Genomic DNA, 12,487 nt, shown 5'->3' on the forward strand with positions numbered 1-12,487 from the left:
GTCCTGCCCCTCCCCGGCCCGCGGGCTCCCTCCCGTCATGCTCGACCCTCCCCACCGCGCGCGCCGTACCGTGCTTCGATGCTTTCGGCGCTTCGATTTCCGACGGTAGGCACGCGATGATCGGACGCGACAGATCCCGAGCCGAACAAGCCCCCTTCTGCTCCCCCGGTTCACTCCGAGCGCCTGCCCGGACGGGTGAATGAAGGTGGCTGGATGGATACATCTTTGAGTGGGGGAACAGAGGGGGGAACAGTGGAGCGGCGCGCACGGGTAACCCCGTGAACGCCGCTCCACGACAAGCAGAACGAGAAGAAAGAAGGAGGAAGAGGGACGAGAAGAGGGGCGAGAAGAGGCCCCCGTCCGCCCGTCCTCCGAGGGTCAGCCGAAGACCGCGAGGCTCTTGGCCTTGCCCTTCTGCTCCTCCACCAGCGCCAGGAACCGCCCCTCGGGATCGAACACCCCGACGGCTCCGGCCCCGGCGTACACCTCGGGCATCTCCAGCCGCACACCGTTGATCAGCAGCTGCGCGCGTTTCGTGTCCACGTCCCACCGGGGGAACGCGCTCGTGGCGGCCTCCGCGACCGGCATCACGGTCAGCTCCTCCTGGAGCTGGTCGAGGGTGCGGGCGGCGTCGAGCTTGTACGGGCCCACGCGGGTGCGCCGCAGCGCCGTCAGGTGGCCGCCGACCCCCAGGCCGGCGCCCAGGTCACGGGCGAGCGCACGGATGTACGTACCGGACGAGCACACCACCGAGACGATCAGGTCGAGCACGGGCGTACCGTCCTCGGCCACGGCGTCCCGGACGTCGTACACGGCGAACGACGAGATCCGCACCGGCCGGGCCGGGATCTCGAAGTCCTCGCCCTCGCGCGCCCGCTTGTACGAGCGCACGCCGTTGATCTTGATGGCGCTGACCTTGGACGGCACCTGCATGATGTCGCCGCTGAGCTCGGCGATCCCCGCGTCGATGGCGTCCCGCGTCACCTTGGAGGCGTCGGCCGACGAGGTGAGATCGCCCTCGCCGTCGTCCGTCAGGGTGTTCTGCCCGAGCCGGATGGTGCCCAGGTACTCCTTCTCGGTCAGCGCGAGGTGCCCGAGGAGCTTGGTCGCCCTCTCGACGCCGAGGACGAGCACGCCCGTCGCCATGGGGTCGAGGGTGCCCGCGTGTCCGACACGGCGGGTCTTCGCGATCCCGCGCATCTTGGCGACCACGTCGTGCGAAGTGAAGCCCGACGGCTTGTCGACGATGACAAGGCCGTCGGGCGTCTGCTGCTTCTGCGTCATTTGGCGGCGTCGCCGTCTTTCTCGTCGTCGTCCGACCCGTCGTCCTCGGCGTCCTCGTCGTCCTCGTCGTCCTCGTCGCCGGGCTCGTCGTCCTCTTCCGGCTTCTTGTACGGGTCGGCGTCACCGGCGAACGCGGCGCCCGCCGAGACCTCGCGCACCTCGGCGTCCTTGGCCCGTGCCTTGTCCAGCAGGTCCTCGATGGTCTTGGCGGTGTCCGGCAGGGCGTCCGCCACGAAAGTGAGCGACGGTGTGAACTTCACGCCCGCCGCCGCGCCGACCGCCGAGCGGAGCACGCCCTTGGCGCTCTCCAGGCCCGCGGCGGCCTCCGCGCGCTGTTCGTCGTCCCCGTACACCGTGTAGAAGACGGTCGCCTCACGGAGATCCCCGGTGACCCGGGTGTCCGTGATGGTCACATGCGAACCGAGCCGCGGGTCCTTGATCCCACGCTGCAGCTTCTTGGCTACGACCTCTCGAATGAGGTCCGCCAGCCTCTTCGCCCGCGCGTTGTCGGCCACTGGTCCGTCTCCCTCTTGTATCTGCTGATCCGTGTACGGCCGATCCTTGTCGCCGCACGCTCACTCGTCGCACGCTCACTCGTCGTCCTCGCCGTGGAGCCGCCGTCGCACCGACAGCAGCTCCACCTCGGGGCGCCCGGCGACCAGGCGTTCGCACCGGTCCAGTACGTCGGTCAGGTGCCCGGTGTCCCCGGAGACCACCGCCAGTCCGATGACGGCCCTGCGGTGGAGGTCCATGTGCTCCACCTCCGCCGCGCTCACCGCGTACTTGCGTTGGAGCTCGGCCACGATCGGGCGGACGACGGAGCGTTTCTCCTTCAGCGACCGTATGTCGCCGAGGAGGAGGTCGAAGGACAGAGTCCCCACGTACATATGTGTGTCCGGATGTCCCGCCGGTACGGGGTAGGTGGCCCGGCCAAGCTCTTGGCGGGACACCAGAACGGTACAACGAACCTGCGGTCGGCTCGACGGGGTTTCGCCCCGTGGGGGCCGTGCGTCGTCTGCGGGTGGGTGGTGGTGGGGGCCCGCAGACGAGGACGGGGCGAAAAACCCCGTGGGGGTTGGCCGACAGGAACCAGTTCCCGTCGGCCAACCCCACACGGTCAAGCCAAGCCGCAGGCGCTACGCGCGCGGCTTCTCGCGCATCTCGTACGTCGCGATGACGTCGTCGATCTTGATGTCGTTGAAGTTGCCGAGGTTGATACCGCCCTCGAACCCTTCGCGGATCTCGGTGACGTCGTCCTTGAAGCGACGCAGACCGGAGATGGTGAGGCTCTCCGCGATGACCTTGCCATCACGCAGCAACCGCGCCTTGGTGTTGCGCTTGACCTCGCCGGAGCGAACAAGCACACCGGCGATGTTGCCCAGCTTGGACGAGCGGAAGACCTCGCGGATCTCCGCCGTACCGAGCTCGACCTCTTCGTACTCCGGCTTGAGCATGCCCTTGAGGGCCGCTTCGATCTCCTCGATGGCCTGGTAGATCACCGAGTAGTAGCGGACGTCGACGCCCTCGCGCTCCGCCATCTGCGCCGCGCGGCCCGCAGCGCGGACGTTGAAGCCGATGACGATGGCGTCGGATCCGGTCGCCAGGTCGATGTCCGACTCGGTGACCGCACCCACACCACGGTGCAGGACGCGGATGTCGACCTCTTCACCGACGTCGAGCTGGAGCAGCGAGGACTCAAGAGCCTCCACCGAACCGGACGCGTCGCCCTTGATGATGAGGTTGAGTTCCTGCACCAGACCGGCCTTGAGCGCCTCGTCCAGGTTCTCCAGGGAGAACCGGACTCCGCGCCGGGCGAAGTTGGCGTTGCGCTCACGCGCCGCGCGCTTCTCGGCGATCTGGCGGGCCGTGCGGTCCTCGTCGACGACGAGGAAGTTGTCGCCGGCGCCCGGGACGTTGGTCAGACCGAGGACGAGGACCGGAGTCGACGGGGTCGCCTCTTCCACGTTCTCGCCCTTGTCGTCGAGCATCGCTCGGACACGGCCGTACGCGTCGCCGACCACCATGGTGTCGCCGACCCGCAGGGTGCCTCGCTGGACCAGGACGGTCGCGACGGCGCCGCGGCCCTTGTCCAGGTGGGACTCGATCGCAATACCCTGCGCGTCCTGCTCCGGGTTGGCCCGCAGGTCGAGCGAGGCGTCCGCGGTGAGGACCACGGCCTCCAGCAGGCTCTCGATGTTGAGGCCCTGCTTGGCGGAGATGTCGACGAACATCGTGTCGCCGCCGTACTCCTCGGCCACCAGACCGAACTCGGTGAGCTGGCCGCGCACCTTGGTCGGGTCGGCACCCTCGACGTCGATCTTGTTGACCGCGACCACGATCGGCACACCGGCCGCCTTGGCGTGGTTCAGCGCCTCGATCGTCTGGGGCATCACGCCGTCGTTGGCCGCCACCACGAGGATCGCGATGTCGGTCGACTTCGCACCACGAGCACGCATGGCGGTGAACGCCTCGTGACCCGGGGTGTCGATGAAGGTGATCCTGCGCTCTTCGCCGTTGACCTCGGTCGCGACCTGGTAGGCACCGATGTGCTGGGTGATGCCACCGGCCTCGCCCGCGACGACGTTCGTCTTGCGGATGGTGTCGAGCAGGCGGGTCTTGCCGTGGTCGACGTGACCCATGACGGTCACGACCGGCGGACGCGCGACGAGGAACTCCTCGCCACCCTCGTCCTCGCCGAACTCGATGTCGAAGGACTCAAGAAGCTCGCGGTCCTCCTCCTCGGGGCTGACGATCTCAAGGACGAAGTTCATCTCGTCCGCGAGAAGCTTCAGCGTCTCGTCGGAGACGGACTGCGTGGCAGTGACCATCTCGCCGAGGTTCATCATCACGCCGACGAGCGACGCCGGGTTGGCGCCGATCTTCTCCGCGAAGTCGGTGAGGGACGCACCGCGCGACAGGCGGACGGACTGTCCGTTGCCGCGAGGCAGCATGACGCCGCCGACCGACGGGGCCTGCATGGCCTCGTACTCCTGGCGCCTCTGCCGCTTCGACTTGCGGCCACGACGCGCGGGACCACCGGGACGACCGAAGGCGCCCTGTGTGCCACCACGGCCACCCGGACCACCGGGACGACCGCCGAAGCCGGGACGGCCACCGCCGCCACCGGGACCACCCGGACGACCGGCGAAACCGCCGCCACCGCCACCGGGACCACCGGGACGACCGGCGAAACCGCCGCCACCGCCACCGGGACCGGCCGGACGGCCTGCGAAGCCGCCGCCACCGGGACGACCGCCACCGGCACCGCCGGGACGACCTCCACCACCGCCGGGACCACGGCCGCCACCGGGGCCACCGCCGCCCGGACGCGGGCTGCCCGCAGCGGGACGCTGCGGCATCATGCCGGGGTTGGGACGGTTGCCGCCGGGGCCGCCGCCGGGACGCGGAGCGCCACCGGGACCACCCTGCGGACGAGGCATGGCGCCCGGACTCGGACGGTTGCCGCCGGGACCGCCACCGGGACGCGGAGCGCCACCGGGGCCGCCCTGCGGACGGGGACCACGGTCCTGGCCCGCGCCCTGGGGGCGCGGAGCGCCACCGGGAGCACCGGGGCCACCAGGACCGCCGGGGCCGGGACGGCCGCCGCCCGGACGGGGCGTCTGCGGACGCGCCATGCCGGTGGAGCCGCCGGAGGTGAACGGGTTGTTGCCGGGACGCGGGCCTGCGGGACGACCGCCGGGACGCGTGCCCTGGCCGCCGGGACGCGGGGCGCCCTGACGGTCGCCACGGTCACCGCGGTCGGTGCGCTCGCCGCGGCCCTGACCCGGACCACCCTGACCACCCTGTGCGGGGCCGGCCGGACGGACACCGGGCTTCGGCGCGCCGGGACGGGCACCGCTGCTCGGACGCGTGTTCGCGGCCGGGGTCTCCGAAACGGCGGGAGCGGCGGGAGCCGCGGGCGGCGCCGTGAACTCCGGCGCGGCCGGAGCCGGAGATGCCGGGACGGGCTTCGGCGCGGGCTTGGGGCCCGGCGTCGGACGCGTACCGGAGGCCGGGGCCGCCGGGGCCTCGGACGTCTCTGCGGCGGCCGGCTTCGGGGCCGGCGGACGCGGCGCTGCCGGACCCGGACGGGCCGCCTGCGCCGGAGAGGGTGCGGCCGGCCTGGCGGGCGCGGCCTTGCGCGGGGCGGGCTTGCCGCCGCCGTTGCCCTGCTGGAGGGCGTCGGTCAGTTTGCGTACTACGGGCGCCTCGATCGTCGAGGACGCCGAACGGACGAATTCACCGAGTTCTTGGAGCTTGGCCATGACGACCTTGCTCTCCACCCCGAACTCCTTGGCGAGTTCGTATACCCGGACCTTAGCCACTTCGCTCCTTTTAGGTCCGGGTTGCGTCCGGACCGTCGCTACTTCATGGGCGTACTCATCGCGTGCTCATCGAGTGCTCATCGCAATCTCGACCTACTTCCAACTCGCGGGGTACCAGGGCCGCACGGGGCTCCGCGCGACACTCCTTACGGTGTTGCCTGCTCAGCAACTGTCTGTCCGCTCGACGTACTGGCGCAACGCCTTTGTGTCGAGCTGACCCGGGGCACGCAGCGCCCGTGGGAACGCCCGGCGGCGGACCGCCAGGTCCAGACAGACCAGGGCGGGGTGTACATACGCACCCCGGCCGGGCAGCGTACCGCGAGGATCGGGGACGCATTCGCCCTCGGTCGCCACAGCACGCAGCAGATCGGTCTTGGCCGCTCGCTCCCGACACCCCACACAGGTGCGTTCAGGGCATGCGCGGGCATGCGTCCGGCCAGACACTCTTAAGTCTACCTCCCTGCACCGACCTCACCCCTTTGGGGCAAGTGTCGAACAGCTGCCATACACGGAAACTGTCGTGATCTAAGCCACCTGCGGCTCGGATCTATTCCCCGGCCGGTCTATTCCCCGGCCCGGCCGCCGTGCCGGTCACCGCCCCGGTCATTGCTGCGGTCACCGCCCCGATCACCGGTCCGCTCACCGCTCCGCGCCTCGGCCCGTGCGTCAGTCCGTGCGTCAGTCCGTGTGTCGGCCCGTTCACCGGTCCGTTCACCGGTTTGCTCGGTGTCCGGGCGGATGTCGATGCGCCAGCCGGTCAGCCGGGCGGCGAGCCGGGCGTTCTGCCCTTCCTTGCCGATCGCCAGCGACAGCTGGTAGTCGGGGACCGTCACGCGCGCGGAACGGGCCGCGAGGTCGACGACCTCGACCTTGGAGACCCTGGCCGGGGAGAGCGCGTTGCCGACCATGTCGGCGGGGTCGTCGGACCAGTCGACGATGTCGATCTTCTCGCCGTTCAGCTCGGCCATGACGTTGCGCACACGGCCGCCCATCGGGCCGATACAGGCGCCCTTGGCGTTCAGCCCCGACCGGGTGGACCGGACGGCGATCTTCGTACGGTGGCCGGCCTCGCGGGCGATGGCGGCGATCTCGACGGACCCGTCGGCGATCTCCGGCACCTCAAGGGCGAAGAGCTTCTTCACCAGGTTCGGGTGCGTGCGCGAGAGCGTCACGGACGGGCCGCGTACGCCCTTCGCCACCCGCACGACGTACGACCGCAGCCGCATGCCGTGCTGGTACGACTCGCCGGGGACCTGCTCCTGCACCGGCAGGATGGCCTCCAGCCTGCCGATGTCGACGAGCACGTTCTTCGGGTCGCGGCCCTGCTGGACGACACCGGTGACGATGTCGCCCTCCCGGCCCGCGTACTCGCCGAGCGTCGCGTCGTCCTGCGCGTCCCGCAGGCGCTGCAGGATGACCTGCTTGGCGGTGGTGGCGGCGATGCGCCCGAAGTCCGACGGTGTGTCGTCGAACTCGCGCGCCTCCTGCCCCTCCTCCAGGTCGGCGGGGTCCTCCTTCGCCCACACGGTCACGTGGCCGGTCTCCCGGTCGAGCTTCACGCGCGCGTGGCGGCGGCTTCCCTCGGTGCGGTGGTAGGCGATGAGGAGGGCCGCCTCGATCGCCTCGACCAGCAGGTCGAAGGAGATCTCCTTCTCCCGCACCAAACCCCGCAGGGCACTCATGTCGATGTCCACGGCTACGCCTCCTCCTCTTCTTCCTTCATGTCCGTATCGGCCGTATCAGCCGTCTCGGCCTTCTTGTCCTTGCGGTTGAACTCGATCTGGACGCGCGCCTTGGCGATGTCCTCGAAGGCGAGCCTCCTGGCGGTGGGCCTGCGCCCCTTCACGCCGGGCACCTCGACGTCCGTGCCCTCGTCGTCGACCGCGATGATCCGGGCGACCAGCTCGTCGCCGTCCGTCAGCTGGAACTTCACGAGTCGCTCGACGGCACGTACGTAGTGACGGTGTTCCCTGAGCTCGCGCTCGGCGCCGGGCGTTCCCACCTCCAGGGTGTACTCGCCCTGGCCCATGGCGTCGGTCTCGTCGAGCTTCGCCGAGAGCGCGCGGCTCACATCGGCGACCGCGTCGAGGTCGGCTCCTTCGTCGGAGTCGACGACGACGCGCAGCACACGCTTGCGTCCGACCGAGTCCACTTCGATCTCTTCGAGGTCGAGTCCCTGGGAGCTGACGAGCGGTTCCAGGAGCTCTCGCAGCCTCTCGCTCTGGGTGGTGCTCATCCGGGTGACTCCTCGGCCGCGTGTGCTGTTGTGGGTAGGTCGCGTGTCAGGTCAAAGGGTATCCGGTCCCAAGGGGTGTTGCCGTCCACCGAGTCCCGCCCTCAAGCGGGACGGCGCCGCTGGTGGGTGCGGGGGCGGGTACGCGGGTACCGTGATCAAGGGCCTGTCGCCCATTTCGTTCGAACGAGCCCTCCGAGGACGTCTGCCGTGCCCTTCACCCCCCTGTCACGCACCCCCTCGGGGCCGCGCCGGAGGAGCCTGCTCGCCGGGGCCGCCGGTACGGGCGCCGTGCTTCTCGCCGGCTGCTCCGCCTCCGGCTCCTCTTCGGAGGCCGTCGGCGGGAGTTCGTCCGCCGCCGCGCGGGCACGCGCGCGTGCGGCCCGCGACAGCGAGCGGCTCGCACAGCGGTACGAGGCCGTGCTCGCCGCGCATCCCGCGCTGAGCGGCCGGCTTTCACCGCTGCTGGCGGAGGTCGTACGGCACGCCGAGGCGTTCGGGGGCGGCAGGCGGGCGTCGGACACGGCGTCCGCGTCCGCGTCCGCGTCCGCCTCCGCGTCGGCGGCTCCCTCCCCCGAGGTGCCGACGACGCGGAAGGAGGCCCTCGCCGAACTCGCCGCGGCCGAGCGCGAGGTGACGGACCGGCGCACGAAGGCGCTCCTTGACGCGCCGGGAGAGCTGGCCCGGCTGCTGGCCTCGGTGGCCGCGGCCGGTGCGGGGCACGCGTTTCTGCTGACGGAGGACGAGAAGTGAGCGGTTCCGGCGGGGCGAGAGCGCAGGCGCAGGTGTCGGCGAAGGCGAAGGCGGAGCTGACGGCCGTGCAGGCCGCGCTCGGGGCCGAGCACGCCGCCGTGTACGGCTACGGAGTCGTGGGCGGCCACATCCGTGAGGGACGGCGGACCGAGGTGCGGGCCGCGTACGACGCGCACCGGGCGCGCCGGGACGAGATGGCGCGAGCCGTGCGCGACCTGGACGGGAAGCCCGAGCCGGCGGCTGCCGCGTACGCGCTGCCGTTCACGGTGACGGACTCGGAATCGGCCGTGCGGCTCGCCGCCGAGCTGGAGGACCGCGTGGCGGGGGTGTACTCCGACCTCGTCCGGGCCGCCGAGGGCGACCGGCGGCAGGCGGCGGCCCAGGCCCTGCGGGAGGCAGCGGTGCGGGCGGTGCGCTGGCGCGGCGAGAGCGTAGCCTTCCCTGGTCTCGCCGAGCGGTCGGCCACGTCCACCGCGTCGGCGACACCGACCACGTAACGCGTCCAGGGAAGGGAACGACTCGCGCATGGCTTTCGAACCGCCGCGGCGTCTGGTCAAGGCGCTCGGCGAGGCGGCACCGGGCGCTGACGACTGGCTGGCGAAGCTGCCTGAGGCGGCTCGGCGGGCCGTCGCGCTACGCGGGTCGACCGTGGAGCGTGTGCAGGTTCCCGGCGGGCGCAGCAGCCTGGTGATCCTGGTCCGGCTGCCGGACGACACCCCCGCCGTACTGAAGCTGGCGCCGGGCCGGGCCCGGCCGGAGAGCGAGCGGGCCGCCCTTGCGCACTGGGGCGGCCTGGGCGCGGTACGCCTTCTGGAGCCGGCCGGCGCCGAGGGCGTACTGCTGCTTGAGCGGCTGCATCCCGATGTGTCGGTGCGGTCGCTGCCGGAGGCCAAGTCGATGCTGGAGGCGGCGGGGACGCTGCGCAGGCTGTGGGTCGAGCCGCCCGCGGACCATGTCTTCGAGACGGTGGCCGAGCGGACGGGACGGCAGGCCGAAGCGATGCGGGCGGGCGCGGACGCCCAGGCGGCGCCCCTGGTCGAGGCGGCCCTCGCGGCCCGTGCGGAGCTGCTGGCCTCGGCGCCCCCGGCGCGTCTGCTGCACGGCGTCTTCCGCCAGAGCAAGGTGCTGGCCGGCGAACGCAGCCCCTGGCTGGCCGTCGGGCCCGACCCCGTGGTCGGCGAGTGCGCCTTCGACCTGGCCCGGCTGGTCCGTGACCGGGTCGAGGACCTGATCGCCTCGCCGTCCGGCGCCGCCACCACCCGTCGGCGGGTGAAGCGTCTCGCGGAGTCGCTGGAGGTGGATCAGGAGCGGCTGCGCGGCTGGACGCTGTTCCGGGCCGTGGAGTCGGGCGTACGGGCCCGACGGGTTGGCCGTACGCAGGACGGCGAGCTGCTGCTGGAGTTCGCCGCCTGGTTGTAGGAGGGTGGAGCGATGGTGGGCTGCCGAGCGCGCGTCGTCGTGGGCTGAGCGCGCCGTTCCCCGCGCCCCTTGAAGGGCGCGGGGCTCCGGGGTGTTATGCCGTGAGGCGGGCGATGGCCTCGGGCACCGTCAGCTCCTCGCGTTCGCCGGTGCGGCGGTCCTTCAGTTCCAGGACGCCCTCGGCGGAACGCCGGCCGGCCACCAGGATCTTCGGTACGCCGATGAGTTCGGCGTCCGTGAACTTCACGCCGGGTGAGACACCCGCGCGGTCGTCCACCAGCACGCGGACACCCGCCGCGCCCAGCTGCTGGGAGACGTCGAGCGCCAGCTCGGTCTGGAGGGCCTTGCCCGCCGCGACGACATGGACGTCGGCCGGGGCGATCTCGGCGGGCCAGACCAGGCCCTGCTCGTCGGCGTGCTGCTCGGCGAGCGCCGCGACGGCACGCGAGACGCCGATGCCGTACGAGCCCATGGTGACGCGGACCGGCTTGCCCTGCTTGCCGAGCACGTCGAGCTGGAGGGCGTCGGCGTACTTGCGGCCGAGCTGGAAGATGTGGCCGATCTCGATGGCGCGGTCCAGCGTGAGGCCGGTGCCGCAGACGGGGCAGGGGTCGCCCTCCTGCACGACGACCGCGTCCACGTACGCGTCGACCTCGAAGTCACGGCCCGCGACGACGTTCTTCGCGTGCAGCCCTTCCTTGTTGGCGCCGGTGATCCAGGCGGTGCCGGGGGCGACGCGCGGGTCGGCGAGGTAGCGGACCTTCTCCAGGCCCTGCGGGCCCACGTAACCGCGTACGAGGTCGGCGCGGCCCGTGAAGTCCTCGGCAGTGACGAGTTCGACGGCGGCGGGGGCGAAGTGTCCCTCCACCTTGTCCATGTCGACCTCGCGGTCGCCGGGCACACCGATCGCCACGATCTCGCCGTCCACCTTGACCAGCAGGTTCTTCAGCGTGGCGGAGGCGGGCACCGCCAGGAACGCGGCAAGCGTCTCGATGGTCGGGGTGTCGGGGGTGGGGATCTCCTCCAGGGCGGGGACCCCCGCCGCGTCCACCGGCTTCAGCGTGTAGGTGACCGCCTCGGTGTTGGCGGCGTAGTCGCAGTTCGGGCAGTCGGCGAAGGTGTCCTCGCCGGCCGCGGCCGGGGCGAGGAACTCCTCGGACCTGGAGCCGCCCATGGCGCCGGCGACGGCCGCGCAGATGCGGTAGTCGAGACCGAGACGCGCGAAGATCTTCTGGTACGCCTCGCGGTGCAGGGCGTACGACTCGGCCAGACCCTCGTCCTCCGTGTCGAAGGAGTACGAGTCCTTCATCAGGAACTCGCGGCCGCGCAGGATGCCGGCGCGCGGGCGGGCCTCGTCGCGGTACTTGTTCTGGATCTGGTAGAGGATCACCGGCAGGTCCTTGTAGGACGTGCACTGGTCCTTGACCAGGAGGGTGAAGATTTCCTCGTGGGTCGGGCCGAGGAGGTAGTCGCCGCCCTTGCGGTCGTTCAGGCGGAACAGCTCGGGGCCGTACTCCTCCCAGCGTCCTGTCGCCTCGTAGGGCTCCTTCGGCAGCAGGGCGGGCAGCGTGACCTCCTGGGCGCCGATGGCGTCCATCTCCTCGCGGACGACCCGCTCGACGTTGGCCAGCACCTTCTTGCCCAGCGGCAGCCAGGACCACAGGCCGGCGGCGGTACGGCGTACGTAGCCGGCGCGCACCAGCAGCTTGTGGCTGAGTACCTCGGCGTCCGCCGGGTCGTCACGCAGTGTCTTGACCATCAAACGGGACATGCGCTGGACCTGGGCCATGGTTCTCGACTCCTGCTGCGTAAGGGTGGTGCTAGGAGATTAGCCGGGTGCCCGCCGTCTCCGAAATCCGTTATCGGCGGCGGAGGGGCAAGGGGGCGCCCATCACCACGTACGGCTTCGGTGCGCTGGGGAACAGCACCCGTACGGCCAGGTCCTCGTAGCCGAGTGAGCGGTAGAGACCGCGGGCCGGGCTCTGTGTGTCGATGGCCGAGAGGATCGAGCGCGGTTCGGCGGCGCCGTCCGTGATGGTGGTGATCAGAGCGCGGCCTGCCCCGCGGTTCTGGAAGTCCGGATGGACGTGCAGCTCGGTGATCACGAAGGAGTCGTCCAGCCAGCCGTCGTGGCCCTGACCCCGCAGATAGGGCTCGACGACGGTGGACCACCAGTGCGCGCGGTCGTTGGGCATGCCGTAGACGAAGCCGACGAGCCGTCCGTCGGCGGTGGTCGCGCCGAACGCGCGGGCGCCGGGGAAGGTGAGGTGGCGGAGCACGATCTGGCGTCGTACGGCGATCTCGTCCGAACCGAGCCCGAAGGCCACGGCCTGGACGGCCAGGGCCTCGTCGATCCGGGTGGCCAGGTCCAGCGGGCCGATGACGACGTCGTCGGGCGCGAGCGGGCCCTGACCGGGGAAGCGGAACATGCCCGGAGACTACCGGGGCGCTCCGCCGGGTTGGGGTGGGGAGG

The 12,487-nt window shown here is 71.3% G+C and carries 12 protein-coding genes; 3 read left to right on the forward strand and 9 right to left on the reverse strand.

Annotated elements, in window-relative coordinates; translation table 11 throughout:
- Positions 1–378: 378 nt before the first annotated feature.
- The 7 genes from truB to rimP all read right to left on the reverse strand — a co-directional run bounded on the left by truB (position 379) and on the right by rimP (position 7,845).
- On the reverse strand, positions 379–1,284 hold the full coding sequence (truB, locus tag AOK01_RS36620; protein ID WP_055519381.1) for a tRNA pseudouridine(55) synthase TruB: 906 nt from the start codon (positions 1,282–1,284) through the stop codon (positions 379–381).
- Complete coding sequence (gene rbfA, locus AOK01_RS36625; protein WP_055519383.1) at positions 1,281–1,799, reverse strand: 30S ribosome-binding factor RbfA; 519 nt, start codon at positions 1,797–1,799, stop codon at positions 1,281–1,283. The genes truB and rbfA overlap by 4 nt, the downstream gene beginning before the upstream one ends.
- Before the next feature lie 75 nt (positions 1,800–1,874).
- Positions 1,875–2,171: a DUF503 domain-containing protein gene (locus tag AOK01_RS36630; protein WP_055519386.1), complete on the reverse strand. Its 297-nt coding sequence runs from the start codon at positions 2,169–2,171 to the stop codon at positions 1,875–1,877.
- A 249-nt stretch (positions 2,172–2,420) separates the two neighbouring features.
- Entirely contained in the window at positions 2,421–5,609 is a 3,189-nt protein-coding gene (infB, locus tag AOK01_RS42135) for a translation initiation factor IF-2 (RefSeq protein WP_079104056.1), read from the reverse strand.
- 162 nt (positions 5,610–5,771) lie between these two features.
- Entirely contained in the window at positions 5,772–6,053 is a 282-nt protein-coding gene (locus AOK01_RS42140) for a YlxR family protein (protein WP_079104057.1), read from the reverse strand.
- 119 nt (positions 6,054–6,172) lie between these two features.
- Positions 6,173–7,303 carry a transcription termination factor NusA gene (gene nusA, locus AOK01_RS36640; protein ID WP_079104058.1) on the reverse strand — a complete coding sequence of 377 codons (1,131 nt, stop codon included), beginning with the start codon at positions 7,301–7,303 and terminating at the stop codon, positions 6,173–6,175.
- 2 nt (positions 7,304–7,305) lie between these two features.
- The gene (rimP, locus tag AOK01_RS36645) at positions 7,306–7,845 is read right to left on the reverse strand and encodes a ribosome maturation factor RimP (RefSeq protein WP_055519389.1); all 540 of its coding nucleotides are present in this window, start codon (positions 7,843–7,845) and stop codon (positions 7,306–7,308) included.
- 207 nt (positions 7,846–8,052) lie between these two features.
- Here rimP and AOK01_RS36650 point away from each other — a divergent pair, with 207 nt between their 5' ends.
- Genes AOK01_RS36650 through AOK01_RS36660 form a run of 3 tightly spaced genes read left to right on the forward strand, consistent with a single transcriptional unit; the run spans position 8,053 to position 10,014 of the window.
- Positions 8,053–8,595 (forward strand): hypothetical protein, encoded by a 543-nt coding sequence (locus AOK01_RS36650; RefSeq protein ID WP_107100009.1) that lies wholly within the window; start codon positions 8,053–8,055, stop codon positions 8,593–8,595.
- Positions 8,592–9,092 carry a ferritin-like domain-containing protein gene (locus tag AOK01_RS36655; RefSeq protein WP_245702567.1) on the forward strand — a complete coding sequence of 167 codons (501 nt, stop codon included), beginning with the start codon at positions 8,592–8,594 and terminating at the stop codon, positions 9,090–9,092. The genes AOK01_RS36650 and AOK01_RS36655 overlap by 4 nt, the downstream gene beginning before the upstream one ends.
- A 28-nt stretch (positions 9,093–9,120) precedes the next feature.
- On the forward strand, positions 9,121–10,014 hold the full coding sequence (locus AOK01_RS36660; RefSeq protein WP_055519391.1) for an aminoglycoside phosphotransferase family protein: 894 nt from the start codon (positions 9,121–9,123) through the stop codon (positions 10,012–10,014).
- Positions 10,015–10,108: 94 nt separating this feature from the next.
- On the opposite strand, the gene AOK01_RS36665 is transcribed toward AOK01_RS36660, so the two are convergent.
- Positions 10,109–11,803, reverse strand: coding sequence for a proline--tRNA ligase (locus AOK01_RS36665; RefSeq protein ID WP_055519393.1), 1,695 nt, complete (start codon positions 11,801–11,803; stop codon positions 10,109–10,111).
- A 70-nt stretch (positions 11,804–11,873) separates the two neighbouring features.
- On the reverse strand, positions 11,874–12,443 hold the full coding sequence (locus AOK01_RS36670) for a GNAT family N-acetyltransferase (RefSeq protein ID WP_055519394.1): 570 nt from the start codon (positions 12,441–12,443) through the stop codon (positions 11,874–11,876).
- Positions 12,444–12,487 lie beyond the last annotated feature (44 nt).

This window comes from Streptomyces aurantiacus, assembly GCF_001418335.1.
In the GTDB taxonomy this organism is placed as follows: domain Bacteria; phylum Actinomycetota; class Actinomycetes; order Streptomycetales; family Streptomycetaceae; genus Streptomyces; species Streptomyces aurantiacus.